Origin of the sequence: Streptomyces sp. 2323.1, from assembly GCF_900221035.1 — a bacterium.
GTDB lineage: Bacteria > Actinomycetota > Actinomycetes > Streptomycetales > Streptomycetaceae > Streptomyces > Streptomyces sioyaensis.
In genome coordinates, this window is sequence record NZ_LT907981.1 from 2266957 (window position 1) to 2284085 (window position 17129).

A 17129-nucleotide genomic window follows, 5' to 3' on the forward strand; every position below is an offset into this window, starting at 1 on the left:
GGGCACCGTAGGACTACGGCGCTTCCGCACTCTCAGCGCTGTGGCGCTCCCCTGTCGGAATGTGCATTTGTTCGATCACACAGTACCAGCGAACGGTCAGCGTTCCGAGGCGGCGAGCTGCCCGCACGCGCCGTCGATCTCCTGACCGCGGGTGTCACGGACGGTCACCGGCACCCCGTGCGCCTCGATGGCCCGCACGAACGCCAGCTCGTCCTCGGGACGCGAGGCGGTCCACTTCGACCCGGGGGTCGGGTTCAGCGGAATGAGGTTCACATGGACGCGCTTGCCCTTCAGCAGCCGTCCCAGCAGGTCACCGCGCCACGCCTGATCGTTGATGTCCCGGATCAGCGCGTACTCGATCGAAATCCGCCGCCCGGACTTCTCCGCGTACTCCCACGCCGCGTCCAGCACCTCACGCACCTTCCAGCGCGTGTTGACGGGGACGAGCGTGTCCCGCAGCTCGTCGTCGGGGGCGTGCAGCGACACGGCCAGCCGGCACTTGAAGCCCTCGTCGGCGAACCGCAGCATCGCCGGCACCAGCCCGACCGTGGACACGGTGATCCCCCGCTGCGACAGCCCCAGCCCGTCCGGCTCGGGATCCGTCAGCCGCCGGATCGCGCCGACCACCCGCTTGTAGTTGGCGAGCGGCTCCCCCATCCCCATGAAGACGATGTTGGACAGCCGCGCCGCGCCGCCCGGCACCTCGCCGTCGCGCAGCGCACGCATCCCGTCGACGATCTGGTGCACGATCTCGGCGGTCGACAGATTGCGGTCCAGCCCCGCCTGCCCCGTCGCACAGAACGGACAGTTCATTCCGCAGCCGGCCTGCGAGGAGATGCACATGGTGACCCGGTCGGGATACCGCATCAGCACCGACTCGACGAGCGTCCCGTCATGCAGCTTCCACAGCGTCTTGCGCGTGGTGTCGTCGTCGCACGAGATGTGCCGCACGACCTTCATCAGCTCCGGCAGCAGCTCACCCGCCAACTTCTCCCGGGCCGCCGCCGGGATGTCGGTCCACTGCGCCGGATCATGCGCATAACGGGCAAAATAGTGCTGCGACAACTGCTTGGCACGAAACGGCTTCTCCCCGATCGCGGCGACCGCTTCGCGCCGCTCATCAGGACTGAGATCAGCAAGGTGCCGAGGGGGCTTCTTGGCGCCACGGGGCGCGACAAACGTGAGTTCTCCGGGTGCAGGCATGGTGGGTCCAGTGTGGCAGATCATCCGGCACCGCCCAGGTGAGAGCGGGGTGGGGGCCGTCACCCTCGGCCGCCGCCTGTCGCCCTTGACCGGCCTCGTACGGCCCAGGGAGGTCCCAGTGGCGGCTCCGCCGCCCCACCCCTTCACCCACAGCCCGTCGGGGACTCGACCCGCGACCACGCCCTGAACAGCCTGGATCTCGGTCAGCTGGTTCCAGCCACCGCGATCAGCCGCCTGCGGTCACTCGCATTACTCGTTCGGCCGGGCACCTCATGCAGGCTTCCGCCCTGATGCCCAGGATTGACCTCACGCTGTGTTTCCTCGTGAAGGTGGAAGAACATGCCCACGTACGTCGCGTTGCTGAACTGGACCGAACAAGGGATCCGAAACTACAAGGAGACCGCGAAGCGCGCTGACTCCTTCGGCGCAGCGGCACAGAAGCTCGGGGCCAAGCTCCTGAACATCTACTGGACTGTCGGCCCCTATGACCTCGTGGCCGTCGTCGAGGCGCCCGACGACGAAACCGTCACCGCGACACTCCTGCAGCTCGGCGGGGTGGGCAACGTCCGTTCCACGACTCTGCGGGCCTTCGGTCGCGAGGAGATGGATCGCATCATCACCAAGGCTGCCGGCTGACGACCTCCACACACTGCGAGCGAGGGGTCTCCGGCTCACCATTGCCTGGCAAGGTCCGAAGCGGGGTGCCCAGCGAGCCGTGAACTCGCAGAGAAACCTGTGACTCAAGCTCCGGACGCGATGGACCACAGCGGCGCCTCGTACTGCCCCGGGCGCCTGCTGAGCAGCAGTTCCCTGAGGTCCTGGCGCTGGTTGGCGCCGAGCCCGAACGCTTCGGTGAGCCGGCGGAACGTCGTGTGCGTTACTCCGCGGCCCCCGGCGTCGGCCTCGAAGTCGTCGAGCTGTCGGAGTACGGCCTCCGGGTCGAGCTTCTGGGCGGGTTGGCTTCCCGGCCGAGCCTCGTTGCGCTCGTAGTCGATCTCGGAGAAGCCGCAGATCTCCCGGCTGTACTGCTCGACCTCGTGCAGGTTCTCCGTGGCGAGGATGGCTCGGGCGAGCTGGTTGCGGTGGAGGGCTTCGTCGAGGTCGGCCTCGTACACGACGGCGCCGTCGTCGGTGAGCGGGACCGGTGGGCCGGCCTCCCGCACTTCGCACAGGCCGCGGGCGCCTCGGGCCGTGGCGGCCAGCATCGCCGTGGCCTCGGAGGGGTGCCACTCCAGGACCGAGCTGACCGGGTGCATGTGCTCGGCGGTGAGCGTCAGGGCAGCGGGGCCGAGGCGGTCGCGGAGGGCGTCGGCGGGGAGTTCGCCGTCGAGGCCGGGGCCGGCGACCAGGAGTCGCACGGGGTAGTTGAGTTCGCAGCATGCCGCGAGCGTGAGGGCGTCGGCGAGGGGGCTGCGAAGGGTGGGCTCGTCGCCCCGGGCGAGAATGTCGCCGCCCACGTCCAGGAGGTCGACCGTGTCCGGCTCCAAGTGCTGTACGAGCTCTTCGAGTTGGCGGATGATTCCCTCGGCGCCGTGGTGCGGGTCGGTGAGCGCGAAGGTCTGCGGGAGCTCCGCCGCCAGTCGGGGAAGTGTCGACCCCGCGGGGGCGATCGGGGTCGCGTCGGCGGGGACGGTCCGGACGCTGCGGGTGAGGGGACGGAGGCCGGTGAAGTTGGCCGGTCCTCTGGGGCCGGGAACGGGATCGACCAGGAGGCGGTCCCACGCGTAGGTGAGAACTACTGCCGGAGGTTCGTCACCGTAGAGAGCGGCGTCCAGCATCGCTGCGGCAACGGCGTCGCCGCCTCCTCCTGCTGCCACGATCAGGCGCGTCACATGCGCCAGCGTACGCGCCGACGACCTGCACCGGCCACAGCGCAACGCACGGCCCAGCGGGGAAAAGTTGCTGGTGGGGGGCCTCCGGCCGCCCGTCATCCGCGGGGATTCAGTTCTCCGGGGCGGCGGTTGGGCCGTCGGGTTCGGCAGGCGGGCGGCCCCCGCCAAAGCGGGGGCCGCGAGGCGTCAGATGAGCCTCCAGGGCCGGGCGCGCCGGCCTGCTTCGTGCCGGCTGAGCCCCGTACGCAGCACGGTGAGGACCTGGTCGAGGTCGTCGCCCTGGTGGGGATCGTCGGCCATGCGGTTGCGACGGCGGACGCCGCAACCGGTGCAGCGGTGGACGATCATGTAGCCCTTGGTGGAGTGGTGATCGACGGCCACCGGGCGCATCAGCGCCCGGCAGTCGCTGGCACGGTCTCCGGGCCTGACGTCCACATGACGTGAGTGCAGGCACCGCGGGCAGTGGTTGCGGTAGCTCCCGTTGACCAGGGGCGCGACCTCTTCGCCGCAGTTGCTACAGGTGAAGCCGGTGTTCTCGGTGGTTCTGCTGATGGTGCTGCTCCTCGGCGAGTCGAAGGGATCTTCAACTCGGAGGCGCAGGGTTCCGTTGGCTCTCCCCCTGTTCAGGGGTCTCAGGCTCGGCCGGCGAGGGACGCGGTTCACCGCTCGCTTCTCGGGCGGGCGATTACTTCCGGCTCCAGCTTCATCAGGGCGTACTCGCATCCCTGAATCCGGACCACGACCGGGTTTGTCGGTTTGTCCCGGTCACTGTCACGCGGGCCTCCCCACGTGCCGCCGGTAGGTGTCGGTCCGGCCTCACTGACGTCGGCGCCGTCCCCTGTCAGGCAGCACCGGCAGCGGCACAGCGTTTCTTGATCACGCCACCTCCTTGTCCGTGTCACGGAGTGTTCCGAAGGCCGCCGGAACGGCTTCGGAGGGTGATGTCCACTTTATGCCGCGGTCCCCCGAGTCCGGCATCCCTTTTTCCCTGAGCCAGGGCCGGCGGCCGGCCACCCCCGCACCCCTTCCCGCCGGGCCGTCGATCCGGGTGACCGAGCCCTGCCACATGCCCGCCCGCCGCTGCAGACATACGAAGAGGGGCCCCCGCTTGGCGCGAGAGGCCCCTCACGAACATCACGAAGCCCGTGCTCCACAACAGTCCATGCTGCACAAAGAAAAGCGGGGAGCAGAGACGTAGAGCCCGCCTCGCTCCCCGCTACGGGATTCCGTGCCGTCAGCCGGCCCCCACAAAGATCACAAACAGCAGCCACACGACCGGCGCGGTCGGCAGCAGGGAGTCCAGACGGTCCATGATGCCGCCGTGGCCGGGCAGCAGAGTGCCCATGTCCTTGATGCCGAGATCCCGCTTGATCATGGATTCGCCGAGGTCACCGAGGGTGGCGCTGGCCGCGACGGCGAGGCCGAGCAGCAGGCCCTGCCACCAGGCGCCGTGCGCGATGAGGAATTCCATGCACAGCGCGCCGGCCACCATCGCGAAGAGCACCGCGCCGACGAGTCCCTCGCGGGTCTTGCCGGGGCTGATGCGCGGTGCGAGCTTGTGCTTGCCGAAGCGCCAGCCGACCGCGTACGCCCCGGTGTCGCTGACGACCGTCAGCAGCAGGAAGGTCAGTACCCGCAGCGCCCCGTCGGCCTCGGCCGCGAGCATCAGCGCCACGAACGTCGCGAGGAACGGCACGTAGAACGCCGCGAAGACACCGGCGGTGACGTCCCGCAGATAGTTCTCGGGCGCCTCGGTCATCCGCCAGACGAGGACGGCGAGCGCGGTGAGCGCCATCGCCACCCAGGCACCCTCGGCGCCGCGGACGTATCCGGCGACCACCATGGCGGTGCCACCGACCGCGAGCGGCACCAGCGGCACCTTGATGTCCTTGCGCTCGGCCAGCCGCGAGGTCAGCTCCCACAGGCCCACGACGACAGCGATCGCTATCACGCCGATGAAGATGGGCTTGTAGACGAAGAGCGACGCAACGATGATCACGCCGAGGCCGATGCCGACCCCTATCGCGGCACGGAGGTTGCGGCCCGCGCTCTTCTTCTTCGGCTTCTCTGAGTCCGGCGAGCTGTCGGACCCGGAACGAGAGGTGGGCATGGGCTCCTGCGGCTTTTCGTCGCGGAACAGGGGGCCGCTCAGGCGAGCAGCCCCCCGGTCGTCCAGGTGATCCCGGTTTTCCCGGATATCCCGATGTTCCCGGTCGTCGTCCTGGTGTCCGCCTGGCCCGGGCACGAGGGGCATGGGCCGAGTCTGCGCCGCGTCGCCCCGGTCGTACACGGGACCCGCCGGGACGGGGGGCGCCACCCCTCGAAGCGAGGAGGCCGGTCCGTGGTCGGTCGGCCCCCATTGACCGGCGCCGGGCGGGGCCCCCCAGGAAGACTCGTTCATCAGACCTCGAGGAGCTCGGATTCCTTGTGCTTGAGGAGCTCGTCCACCTGCGCGACGTACTTCGCGGTGGTGTCGTCGAGCTCCTTCTCGGCGCGGCGCACCTCGTCCTCGCCGGACTCCTTGTCCTTGACGAGCTTGTCGAGGGTCTCCTTGGCCTTGCGGCGGACGCTGCGGATCGAGATCTTCGCGTCCTCGCCCTTGTTCTTGGCGACCTTGATGAACTCCTTGCGGCGCTCCTCGGTCAGCTCCGGGAAGGTCACCCGGATGATGTTGCCGTCGTTGCTCGGGTTGACGCCGAGGTCGGAGTCGCGGATGGCCTGCTCGATGTTGCGCAGCGCGCTCTTGTCGAACGGGGTCACCACGGCCATCCGCGGCTCGGGCACCGAGAACGACGCCAGCTGGTTGATCGGCGTCATGGCGCCGTAGTAGTCCGCCACGATCTTGTTGAACATCGCCGGGTGCGCACGCCCGGTGCGAATCGCGGCGAAGTCCTCCTTGGCGACCACGACGGCCTTCTCCATCTTCTCCTCGGCCTCGAGGAGGATCTCTTCGATCACCACTTGCTCCTGGTCTTTTCGGTAAGAAGCAGAGCCTCGCCCCTGCCGCACGTCTTCTCCTGCACGGTGTCCGACCGGCAGGCAGTTGTCCATCCCCGTACCGGGGTCTGCCCCCGGCCGGGAGTTGCCGCCCGTACAGGCCGATGCCCGTACGGAACCACGGCAGTTGGGGCCGTCAGGCCCGAGTGCCCTGATCGCTGACGAGCGTGCCGATCTTCTCACCCTTCACCGCGCGCGCGATGTTGCCCTCGGCGAGCAGTTCGAACACGAGGATCGGGAGCTTGTTGTCCCGGCACAGGGTGATGGCGGTGGCGTCGGCGATCTTCAGGTCGCGGGTGATGACCTCGCCGTATTCGAGCGCGTCGAACTTGACCGCGTCCGGGTTCTTCTTGGGGTCGGAGTCGTAGACCCCGTCCACCCCGTTCTTGCCCATCAGCATGGCCTCGGCGTCGATCTCCAGGGCACGCTGGGCGGCGGTGGTGTCGGTGGAGAAGTACGGCATGCCCATGCCCGCGCCGAAGATGACGACCCGGCCCTTCTCCAGGTGGCGCACCGCGCGCAGCGGGATGTACGGCTCGGCGACCTGGCCCATGGTGATGGCCGTCTGGACGCGGGAGTCGATGCCCTCCTTCTCCAGGAAGTCCTGGAGCGCCAGACAGTTCATGACCGTGCCGAGCATGCCCATGTAGTCGGAGCGTGCCCGGTCCATACCGCGCTGCTGGAGTTCCGCGCCGCGGAAGAAGTTGCCGCCGCCGATCACGACGGCGATCTCGTAACCGTCGCGCACCACGGCGGCGATCTCGCGGGCCATCGCGTGCACGACGTCGGGGTCGACGCCCAGGCCGCCGCCGCCGGCGAACGCTTCGCCCGACAGCTTCAGCAGGAAGCGTCGCCTGCCGCCGTGACCGGCATGGTCTGTGTGCGCGCCGTCGGCACCGTGAATCATTGAGCTCTCCTCGTGCACATACGAAGAAGGCCATTGCCGTGGGTCTGGTCCAGATCCCTGTGCGGCAATGGCCTCCTCGTCACATCTGCGGCCGGCCGTTGAGCGGCCGACTGCGTACGACCCTAGCGGGGTCGCAGGTCATTCGCTGCCTTCGCGACAGGCTCAGATGCCGACCTTGATGCGCGAGAAGCGCTTCAGGGTGACACCGGCCTCCTGGAGGACCTTCTCGACGGACTTCTTGTTGTCGAGCGCGTACGGCTGACCGAGCAGCGTCGCGTCCTTGAAGAAGCCGTTGATGCGACCCTCGACGATCTTCGGAAGAGCAGCCTCGGGCTTGCCCTCGGCGCGGGTGGTCTCCTCCGCGACACGCCGCTCGGCCTCGACGACCTCGGCCGGCACGTCGTCCTTGGCGAGGTACTTCGGGGCGAACGCGGCGATGTGCTGCGCAATGCCCTTGGCGACCTCGGCGTTCTCCTTGTCGAGCTCGACGAGGACACCGATCTGCGGGGGCAGGTCGGGCATGGTGCGGTGCATGTACGCCGCCACGTAGCCGTCGGAGAACTGCGCGAAGCGGTCCAGGACGATCTTCTCGCCCAGAGTGGCGTTGGCCTCGTCGACGAACGCCTGGACGGTCTTGCCGGCCTCGATCTCGGAGGCGAGCAGGGCCGCGAGGTCGGCCGGAGAGGTCTTCGCGACGTGCGCGGCGATCTCGTTGGCGACGGCCTGGAACTTCTCACCCTTGGCGACGAAGTCCGTCTCGCACTTCAGCTCGACGATGACACCGGAGGTGTTGTCGCCGGCGATCACGGAGACCACCGCGCCGTTCTCGGCGGACCGGCCCTCGCGCTTGGCGACGCCCTTCTGGCCCTTGATACGCAGCGCCTCGACGGCCTTGTCGACGTTACCCTCGGCCTCGTCCAGGGCCTTCTTGCAGTCCATCATGCCGGCGCCGGTGAGCTCGCGGAGCTTCTTGACGTCAGCGGCGGTGTAGTTCGCCATGGTCTGTGAATCTCTTCTCGAAATCTCGAAGTCGAAAGATCTACGGGTGGACGGCGGGGGCGGCGCTTGTGGCGCCCTCCCCCGCCGTCGTCAACCGGATGCTGCGGGTCAGGCCTGCTCGGCCGGCTTCTCGGCGTCGGCCGGCTTCTCGGCCTCGGCGGCGGGGGCCTCGGCGGGCTTCTCCTCGGCCTTGGGGGCCTCGTCGTCAGCCTTCTTCTCGCCCTCGAGCAGGTCGCGCTCCCACTCGGCCAGCGGCTCGGCGGCAGCAGCCTTCTCGCCGGGCTTCTGGTCGCCGGTGGCGGCACCGGAGCGGGCGATGAGGCCCTCGGCGACGGCGTCGGCGATCACGCGGGTGAGCAGGGTGACGGAGCGGATCGCGTCGTCGTTGCCCGGGATCTTGTAGTCGACCTCGTCCGGGTCGCAGTTGGTGTCGAGGATCGCGACGACCGGGATGTTGAGCTTGCGCGCCTCACCGACGGCGATGTGCTCCTTCTTGGTGTCCACGATCCAGACGGCGCTGGGCACCTTCTGCATCTCGCGGATACCGCCGAGGGTCTTCTCCAGCTTGGCCTTCTCGCGGGAGAGGACGAGGAGCTCCTTCTTGGTGAGGCCGGAGGCGGCCACATCCTCGAAGTCGATCTGCTCGAGCTCCTTCAGGCGCTGCAGGCGCTTGTAGACGGTCGAGAAGTTGGTCAGCATGCCGCCGAGCCAGCGCTGGTTCACGTAGGGCATGCCCACGCGGGTCGCCTGCTCGGCAATGGCCTCCTGGGCCTGCTTCTTCGTGCCGACGAACATGACCGAGCCGCCGTGGGCGACGGTCTCCTTGACGAACTCGTAGGCGCGGTCGATGTACGACAGCGACTGGAGCAGGTCGATGATGTAGATGCCGTTGCGCTCGGTGAAGATGAAGCGCTTCATCTTCGGGTTCCAGCGGCGGGTCTGGTGCCCGAAGTGGACGCCGCTCTCCAGCAGCTCCCGCATCGTGACGACGGCCATGGCCGTACTCCTTGTTGTTCTCGGTTCCACTGCGGCCGGTCGGCCGCGGTGCCTGACGCCCCGACGCGCCTGCCGGGGATGACACCTTGCGGAGCCGTCCAAGGACCGAGGAGCGCGGCCGTCGTGCTGCCCGAACGGGACTGGTGCACTGACGGCGGGGCGTGCGAAGTCGACCCGGTGACCCGGATCGCCACCAGAAGTGTACGGGACGGGCGATGCACTGGGCGACACGCACCTTTTCGCACCCCAAGTGGGTGACGCCGTTGTCCACAGCCGGCCCGCCGTCCACAGCTCCCGACCAAGATCCCCACGCCCCGACGTCCTGCGCCACCGTCGAACCATGCGACGACACACCCGACGGAACACCCCACCGCCCTCCGACTCGACCAGAGGCCTTCCCGCCTGCGGCGTCTTCGCCCTGGGCTCCGGCTCTCGGCGACCGCTCGCCGCCGGGCGGCGGCCGGAGGTTTTCAGCCGCCCGCGATCACTCACGGTCCCCCTTGTCGGCCCCCGCTTCCGGCAGCCCGCGCCGCCCTTACGGCCTCCGGCCCCGCCCGGGGAGCCGGGCACATCCGGCCCGAGCTGCTTCTTCCCGGCCCGCGCCGTGGAGGTGCTGCTGGCCCCGGCCACGGCCGCGGTGCTCGCTTTTCTGGGGTCGGGCCTCGCGAACGCTGCCGCCGTCCCGCCCATGGGCGCGGCGGTGGAGCACGGGGCGCAAGCAGCGGCGGGGCGGACCGGTGTCCGGTCGGCGGAGGGTCCTGCGGGCGCGGAAGGGGCCAGGGGCGCAGGAGGGCCGGCGGCATGGGGCACCCTGGGGCGGGAGAACGTGACGAGCGGGTGGGACATCCCGGGGAGCCGGCGCGGGCTGAGGCTGCGGGACACCTTGGGAATCCCGCGCGCGCCGAGCCCAGCACCGATCCGTCTGCTGGGGAACGGTCCTGGCCTGTGGCAGGACCGGCGGGGATACGGCCCACCGTGCTGCGCGGCTGGGATCCTCCTCCCTCACCCTGGGCGGCCGGCCACCGCGGCGTCGACCTGGCCTCATCCGCCGGCGCGGAGGTACGGGCCGCGGCCCCGGGTCGGGTGACGTACGCGGGAACGGTGGCCGGCCGCGGTGTCCTGACCCTTGAGGTGTCCCGCTCGGGCCGCCCTCCCCTACGCACCACCTACGAGCCGGTACGCCCCACCGCCCGGAAGGGTCAGCACGTCACAGCAGGCCAGAAGGTCGCCGTACTACAACGCGGTCCGTTCCACTGCCGGGCCCCCTGCCTCCACTGGGGCTTACGGCGCGGCAAGACCTACCTGGACCCGTTGTCTCTGCTGCCCCGGAGCATGCTCCGCAGCGGCCCCTCACGACTGCTGCCGGTCTTCGGCATCCCCGTACCGACGGACGGCCACACGGCCCCCGGTCATCCGGAGCCACCCGAGCCAGCAGCTCACGCTCAAAACTCGACACCGACCGCGGCCGCCCTCCTGGGTACCGTCGGGCTCGCGGCGGCCGCGCTGTGGGCGCTGGGGCGGCTCCCCCTCGACTCGGTCGGCGAGCAGGGGCGAGCAGCGGCGGGTAGAGGCGAGTGAGGGAAGGGGCGTGCGCGGGTTGCGGTAGCTGGGGCGGCGGATGGAGGGCGCGGGCGCCGGTTGTCACCGGGCGGCGGAGTCGCAGCCGGCCAGGCGAACGAGGGGTGGGGTCACAGGCGGGTGAGGCGCACGACCGGTGGGCCACGGATCCAGGCGACCGAGCCGTTGGGCCACAGGCCCGTGAGGCCACACGACCGGTGGACCACAGATCCAGGCGACCGAGCCGAGAAGCCGCAGGCCCGTGAAGCCACACGACCGGAGGGGCCATAGATCACCCAGGTCACGGACCGGTGGGCCACGGACCCAGCCGTGTCACAGACGGGCGAGGCAACAGACCGGTCGCATCGCGTTGCGGGCTGTGAGCTGCCGGGCTCACGAGTGGGGGTGGTGGAGGGGGGTGGGGAGGGGGCGGGGGGAGGGGGAGGCCCCCAGGTCAGCCGCGGACCCCGCGGAGGGCCATCGACACCGCCGCCTCCGTGATCTCGTCCGGGTCCTCCGCGGCACCGAGTTCGATACGGCGGACCGCGGCATCGACGACTCCCTGGAGGAGCATGGCCGCGAGTCGGGGCTGCTCGTGGCCGAGGGCGGCGAGCGCTTCGACGATCATGGCGATGAGGCCGCCGTGCGCCGCACGGATCTTCTCGCGGGCACCGGCATCCAGCTCGCCGGCCGAAATGGCGACGACGGCGCGGTGGCGCCGGTCGCCGACCAGGGCGAGTTGTCGGCGCACATACGCCTCGATCTTCCCCTCGGGCGTGTCGGCCCGTTCCATCGCCGCTTCGACCTCGGCGGCCCATACAGGGAAGTCGACGGCGCACAGCTCCTCGACGACGGCGGCGCGCGAGCGGAAGTACTCGTACACGGAGGAGCGCGCGAGGCCCGTGCGCTCGGCGAGGGCGGGGAAGGTCAGTGCTTCCGTTCCGCCTTCGGACAGCAGGGTGCGGGCAGCGTCCAGAAGGGCGCGGCGCTGCATCGTCCGGTGCTCGGCCACGGAGGCCGCTCGAATCCTTGGCACGTCACCACTCTACGGATGGCGCGCTCGCCGCGGCACTCCGTATGGCGACACGGCGTGGGAAGACCCGGCTCGGGCGACGTGGTCAGCGTCCGACGTCGGCGAGCTTCGCCCGCAGTTGGAGGACGGACTTGGTGTGGATCTGGCTGACCCTGCTTTCGGTGACGCCGAGGACATTGCCGATTTCGGCGAGCGTGAGGCCTTCGTAGTAGTAGAGCGTGACCACGGTCTTCTCGCGCTCGGGGAGGGTGTTGATGGCACGCGCGAGCAGTCGCCGCAGCTCGCGGTCCTCGGCGATCTCGACGGGGTTCTCGGCGGCCGTGTCCTCGAGGGTGTCCATCAGGCTCAGCCGTTCGCCCCCCTCGCCGCCGACATGCAGCAGCTCCTCCAGGGCGACCACGTTCGCCAGCGACAGCTGGCTGAAGACGTTGTGGAGTTCCTCCAGCCCGATGTCCATCTCCTCGGCGACCTCCGCCTCGGAGGGGGTGCGGCGCAGTTGCGCTTCGAGGGTGGCGTAGGCGCGTTCGACGGCACGGGCCTTCTGCCGTACGGAGCGCGGGATCCAGTCGAGTGCGCGCAGCTCGTCGATCATTGCGCCGCGGATGCGGGTGATGGCGTAGGTCTCGAATTTGATGGAGCGTTCGGGTTCGAACTTCTCGATGGCGTCGATCAGTCCGAAGACTCCGGAGGAGACGAAGTCGGCCTGTTCGACGTTGGGGGGCAGGCCGACGCTGACACGGCCGGCGACGTATTTGACCAGCGGCGAGTAGTGCAGGATCAGCTGTTCCCGCAGCCGCCCGTCGCCTGACGCCTTGTAGGAGCGCCACAACTCATCGAGCGAGGTGGGCGGGGCGGGGCGCACGCTGCCGCGTGCGGCGGGTGGTACCGCCGCACGGTCAGACCCGGAGGTGTGCTGGGGCATTCGTCGCCTTGAGCCGTTCTGCCGAGACGCGGGTGGATGGATGCATGAGGGTTGAATTTGCCTGTGAGCGTAGCGTGACCGCAGCGTTGCGGTGTGCGATGACGGCAGGTTCGGGGGTGCGCAGATACGTTCCGCTGCCCGCACCCCGGGGTTACCTCGTACGGCGTGGCGACACCCGGACAAGGGGCCGGTCGCGGCCCTGTGGAGGGCCGTGCGGACGGAGGCGGTGATGCGGCGCGCGGCGCGACGTGCGCCCCCGGCGCCGCCTCGCCCGCTCCCCAAAGGGCGGTCGTGTGCACCGAAGCGTGGCAAACCTGGATTCTGCGGTCATTCCCCTCACCCTTTCACCCGTTCGCCCCAGGTCAAGCACCGCCTCGCCGGGAACCGTCGGCCGCCTCGGCGCGTCGCGCCAACTCCCAGTGGCCACCGCACCTTTGAACGAATCCGAGGGACAGCAGCTCGAAGAGCTTGCCCTGGGTCACCTCACGGGGTGTGCCGGCCTCCTCGGCCAGGCGGCCGGCGTCCGTGCTGCCCTGTGCGGGCAGCGCCTCCAGTACGCGGGTGGCGACGGGGTCGAGCAGGTCACGGGTGAGGGTGGGCCCCCGCCGGCCGGGGGCGAGGTCACCGATGCTGCCGACGAGCTCGATGACCTCATCGGCGTCGGTGACCACCGTGGCCTCGTCGCGCAGGAGTTGATGCACGCCGGCCGACAGGCTGCTGGTGACCGGGCCCGGCATACCCATCGTGAAGCGTCCGAGGGACCGCGCCCGCCGGGCGGTGACCAGTGAGCCGCTGCGCAGCTCGGCCTCCACTACTACGGTTCCTCGGGTGAGCGCGGCGATGACGCGATTGCGCTGGATGAACCTTCTCTGCACTAAGTCAAATCTGGACTCTCGCTGCTCCTCGGAGATGGTCCTTGGCAGGGGGCGGGTGAAGATCGCTCCCCTCCCGGGCCGCCGGCCGGAGACGTTCGTGTCCGTCACTCAGGCCGCGGCCGGGTGGTCGGGATGCCGAGCGAGACGGGTGCCCGTTGTGCAAGTCGAGCGGCATCGGCTTGCTTGGTGCGGACGAAGGTCAAGGTCATGTCGATGCCTTCGATCTCGCCGAGCCACTGCTCTTCCTCGGCTCGCTTGCGGCGGAGAATCAGGTCCTTCTCGATCTCCGTAAGCCTGGGCAGCATCTTGGGGTTGACCTGCAGCATTGGGCATCGGATGCAGGCGTGCTCGTGCTGGCAGGGTGATCCGTAGGGGCGAGCGCAGTTGCCGAGCTCGACCTTGCGCTTGTCGAAATGCTCCTCGAACTCCGCCCATTCGTCGGCGGTGACGTCGACGTACTCGCCCTCGGGCCGGAGGGTTCGGCGGTGGTTCAGGAACTCCTGGTAGTGCTGGACGATGTCCTCGGCGAAGACCGCGACGTAGCCCTGTGTGGTCTGGAGATTCAGGTGTCCGAGCAGGGCCGCGCCGATGTGGATGGGCAATCCGCCGTTGACGACGTCGGTGGCGAAGAGCCGGCGGAAGTCGTGCGGGGTGAACTTGGTGCCGGCGAAGGCGGGGTTGGTCTCGGCGATCTCTTCGCAGCTGCGGCCGATCATGTTGAGGACGGTGGATGGGGCGATCACCTGACGGACGGTGCCGCGCTGTCGCTGAAAGAGGAACGGCATGGGCTCCGACCAGGTCCTTTCATGCGTGTCGTAGCGGCTCAGGAGCGGGATCGCCTGCCCGTTGCGGGTCTGCCTGCGGATGATCTGCGCAACGGCGTGGAACAGCTCGGCGGACATCGGGATGACTCGCTCGCGCTCGCTCTTCGACGGAGCGACCACCAGGAGGGCGATGACCTCGCCGTTGGGCCGCTCGTATTGGCGGATGCTGAGGTGGGTGAGCTCGACGAGTTCTTCGACGCGGATCCCGCTGTGTCGCAGGACCTCGACGGCCACCCACTCCCAGAACGCCGACTCTTCCGCCATGATCACGTTGATCATCTCGCCGGTGGCGTTGTCGATGACCCGGACGGACGGCTCGGCCAGGATCTTCGCCCGGCGGCGGTCCTCGCGGGAGTTGGTGCGGTTGTAATGGCGTCCCTGGTGCTCGAAGGGCTCGCCGAGCGGGACCGGGCGGGCGGCTTCCAGCAAGCCGGCCAGGTGCTCGTAGCGGTCCTCAACGTGGCGGACGAGGACAGGTAGCAAGGGCTGGCGGACACGCGTGCGGTCGGCCATGCGACGGTTGACTTCGCGGCGCCGTTTGCCGAACCCCTTGAGGTCCCGTGGCAGGATCGGGCAGGGAGCCACCCACTGGGCCCACCGTTCGGGCTCGGCCACGGCCCAGCTGTGCAGGTCGACGTAGAGGGCTCGGACGGCCAGCAGGATGGCCGAGGGATCCTTGCGGATCTTCGTCCGGTCGGTCTCGCCTTTGCGGCGCCAGTGCTGGATCTCGGCCCGCCACTGGTCGTAGAGATCGTTGTTGAGATTCAGGTCCTTCTGGTCGGGGTTGAGTTCCTCGATGACAGACCAGAAGTGACTGGCCAGGTGGCGGGCGAGCCCTTGGAGAGTGACGTAGTCCGTGTCCGATCGACGTCGGACCAGGTAGTCGATTAAGAGCTGCCGGATCCCGGCATTCTTGATGCCGTACTGGTCGACGAGTTCCTCAACGGTCCGCTGGCCGTCGTAGATGAATGTCCGCAGGGTCGGGGCCGTCCCGGCAGGAAAGTGCCCCATCTTGTGCAGGATCTCCCAAGCCGCCAGCGCCGCGAACCGGGTGTGATCGTTGCTCTTGCCGTAGGTGAGGCCTAGGCGCCTGTTTTCCAGTGAGTAGTGCAGGAGTGCCGAGGGGGTCAGATGCTCCAGGGCGATTCCCTGCGTGGTCAGGGCGCAGGCCAAATCGAACTTCGCCCGGAACCGGTGCGGTGCAGTGAGGTGCTGTTGCGCGTCGACCGTTTCGAAGAACTCGTCCAGCCGGGGTTCCTTCTGGACCTCGCGGAACGGCTCTGGGTAGTCGATGAACTTGTTCGCCCGGAATCCTGAGAGGGAGGGCTGGATGATCCGCGCGGCGAACGCCATCCTCAGCGCGGAGCTCAGATTGCTTCGGTCGTAGCCGACCCCCTGACGGCCCAGGACACTGACCGGGGGCGCGTTCTCATCGTTGAAGCCGCTGGCATCCCAGCGTTCCTGCCAGGTGTCGCCGGGCTGTTTCGCCAGGTGGCGGAACAGCAGCAGGACGCCAGCTCGGCGCTTCTCCGATCCGGACCGGGTCTTGCCCGGCCAGATCACCCTGGCCAGATCGCACAGTTCGGTGATCCCGGCCCGTGACAGGTCCCCGAACGGCGCCGGGGGCTTCTCCGGCCGGGGTGCCGGAGCCGCTTTCACCGAGGCACTGGAGAACCTCGTGGTTTGCTTCGGCTTGGGCGTCTCGTCGTATTTCTGGTGCCGGTGGCGGACCGTGTAAGTCTCAACTGTCGTGCGGTTAGCCACCGAACACCGCCTTGATGTCGTCTGCGGCGTAACCGGCAGCGAAGGTCCGCTGGACGCGCGGCCGGTTGTAGTGGGCTTGGAGAGCGTCGAAGAGGTCCTCGACGCGGGCGTTCAAGTAGCGGCCGGTGGTCGCCAGATCCGAATGGCGCAGGATCGCACGGACTTGGGCCAGGGTGAGGTTGGGGTCGTTCGCCATGCGGTTCGCGGCGGTGTGCCGCAGGTCGTGCAGGGCCCAGTTCGTGCCGAGCTTCTCGTTGACCCGCTGGAACACCCGCCGCATCGCCGAGTAGGTCAGCGGCCGGTCCGGGCCCCGCAGGGTGCGGAGGACCGGTTCATGGGCCGGCGGGAGCCCGATCCGGTCGAGGTAGGCGGCCAGGATAGTCAGCGCCTGGGGACTCGCGGGGACGGCCTCGCGGTCGTCCGTGCCCTTGGTCACGACATAGAACAGCTGCTTGGCCCAGTCGATGTCACCAGGGGTGACACCGAGCAGCTCGCTGGCCCGGGACCCGCTGGACACGTAGAGCAGGACGGCCGCTCGATCCCTGTCGCAGGTCATGGCCTCGAAGAGCTCGTCCCACATCGCGTCGGGAATCGACCGGGGGTCGGTCTTCCGGACACGCTGCCGCAGCCGGGCTCGTCGGAATGGGGGGATCTCTCCGTCCGGGGCCCGGTGCGCAAGAGCCCGGCGCTGGGCCACCGACTCGGGAACCGGGTTGACCAACGGGCCCCGGTTGTAGTGCCGGTGGTAGGCGTAGAAGCTGCAAACCACGGTCAGGCAGTGGTTGATCGTCCGCGGCGCGTAGCCGGCCTTGAGGTAGAGCTTGCCCGTGCGAGGGTTCACCGAGCCGGGCTGTGGAGCGTTCGCCCTCCACCGGCGACGCTGCGGGTTCGGAGCCACCCGGAGCCATCCCACCAGCGCTGACGCTTCCGCTTCCGTCGCCCGGTCCCAGGGAATGCCGAGGAACCACAGCAGCCGGAACCAGCGCTGGAGATCGTACGCGTAGCTCTTAACGGTCAACGGCCGGTTGTCGTCCAGGGTGAGACCTCGAAGGTACGGAACGACGGGAGCAACGACGGCTCCGTCACCGTCCAGGACGGCATACAGCGGTATGGACTCCCGTTCAACGACCGAGCCGACACGAGGCACGTCGGCCCGGCCCTCGATTAACTGACGATGCAGGTCTTGCAACACACTCTTCCTTCCAGGCGTAGATCATCTC

Annotated in this window: 14 protein-coding genes and 1 pseudogene; 2 read left to right on the plus strand and 13 right to left on the minus strand. The window is 68.9% G+C overall.

Annotated elements, in window-relative coordinates; all coding sequences use genetic code 11:
• Positions 1-96: 96 nt before the first annotated feature.
• On the minus strand, positions 97-1203 hold the full coding sequence (gene rlmN / locus CPH93_RS09045; protein WP_093485395.1) for a 23S rRNA (adenine(2503)-C(2))-methyltransferase RlmN: 1107 nt from the start codon (positions 1201-1203) through the stop codon (positions 97-99).
• Between the two features lie 339 nt (positions 1204-1542).
• Between rlmN and CPH93_RS09050 the strand changes: the two genes are divergently transcribed.
• Entirely contained in the window at positions 1543-1839 is a 297-nt protein-coding gene (locus CPH93_RS09050) for a GYD domain-containing protein (RefSeq protein WP_093485394.1), read from the plus strand.
• Positions 1840-1943: 104 nt separating this feature from the next.
• Here the strand turns inward: CPH93_RS09050 and CPH93_RS09055 are convergent, their stop codons facing one another.
• From CPH93_RS09055 to rpsB, 7 genes are all read right to left on the minus strand, one after another.
• Positions 1944-3035, minus strand: coding sequence for a DUF1152 domain-containing protein (locus CPH93_RS09055; protein WP_256332030.1), 1092 nt, complete (start codon positions 3033-3035; stop codon positions 1944-1946).
• 186 nt (positions 3036-3221) lie between these two features.
• Positions 3222-3758, minus strand: coding sequence for an RNHCP domain-containing protein (locus CPH93_RS09060; protein ID WP_096212503.1), 537 nt, complete (start codon positions 3756-3758; stop codon positions 3222-3224).
• Positions 3759-4269: 511 nt separating this feature from the next.
• Positions 4270-5436, minus strand: a complete 1167-nt coding sequence (locus CPH93_RS09065; RefSeq protein ID WP_093485392.1) for a phosphatidate cytidylyltransferase — start codon at positions 5434-5436, stop codon at positions 4270-4272.
• Positions 5436-5993 carry a ribosome recycling factor gene (gene frr / locus CPH93_RS09070; RefSeq protein WP_006602824.1) on the minus strand — a complete coding sequence of 186 codons (558 nt, stop codon included), beginning with the start codon at positions 5991-5993 and terminating at the stop codon, positions 5436-5438. Before frr ends, CPH93_RS09065 begins: the two co-directional genes overlap by 1 nt.
• Positions 5994-6168: 175 nt before the next feature.
• Complete coding sequence (gene pyrH / locus CPH93_RS09075) at positions 6169-6939, minus strand: UMP kinase (protein WP_093485391.1); 771 nt, start codon at positions 6937-6939, stop codon at positions 6169-6171.
• Positions 6940-7101: 162 nt separating this feature from the next.
• Positions 7102-7938 carry a translation elongation factor Ts gene (gene tsf, locus CPH93_RS09080; RefSeq protein WP_093485390.1) on the minus strand — a complete coding sequence of 279 codons (837 nt, stop codon included), beginning with the start codon at positions 7936-7938 and terminating at the stop codon, positions 7102-7104.
• Between the two features lie 108 nt (positions 7939-8046).
• A complete protein-coding gene (gene rpsB / locus CPH93_RS09085; RefSeq protein WP_093649146.1) occupies positions 8047-8934 on the minus strand; it encodes a 30S ribosomal protein S2 in 888 nt (295 codons plus the stop codon).
• A 945-nt stretch (positions 8935-9879) separates the two neighbouring features.
• On the opposite strand from rpsB, the gene CPH93_RS09090 reads away from it, so the two are divergent.
• Entirely contained in the window at positions 9880-10512 is a 633-nt protein-coding gene (locus tag CPH93_RS09090; protein WP_443031434.1) for a murein hydrolase activator EnvC family protein, read from the plus strand.
• Between the two features lie 433 nt (positions 10513-10945).
• Here the strand turns inward: CPH93_RS09090 and CPH93_RS09095 are convergent, their stop codons facing one another.
• The 5 genes and pseudogenes from CPH93_RS09095 to CPH93_RS09115 form a co-directional block, all read right to left on the minus strand.
• Positions 10946-11485, minus strand: a complete 540-nt coding sequence (locus CPH93_RS09095) for a TetR/AcrR family transcriptional regulator (protein ID WP_093489228.1) — start codon at positions 11483-11485, stop codon at positions 10946-10948.
• 124 nt (positions 11486-11609) lie between these two features.
• The gene (gene whiG / locus CPH93_RS09100; RefSeq protein ID WP_096212505.1) at positions 11610-12446 is read right to left on the minus strand and encodes an RNA polymerase sigma factor WhiG; all 837 of its coding nucleotides are present in this window, start codon (positions 12444-12446) and stop codon (positions 11610-11612) included.
• A gap of 362 nt (positions 12447-12808) precedes the next feature.
• Positions 12809-13312: pseudogene (locus CPH93_RS09105) on the minus strand (DNA-processing protein DprA); the annotation flags it as partial.
• Between the two features lie 113 nt (positions 13313-13425).
• Positions 13426-15804, minus strand: coding sequence for a tyrosine-type recombinase/integrase (locus CPH93_RS09110; protein WP_096212506.1), 2379 nt, complete (start codon positions 15802-15804; stop codon positions 13426-13428).
• Positions 15805-15901: 97 nt separating this feature from the next.
• Positions 15902-17056, minus strand: a complete 1155-nt coding sequence (locus CPH93_RS09115; RefSeq protein WP_231977245.1) for a tyrosine-type recombinase/integrase — start codon at positions 17054-17056, stop codon at positions 15902-15904.
• Between the last annotated feature and the right edge of the window lie 73 nt (positions 17057-17129).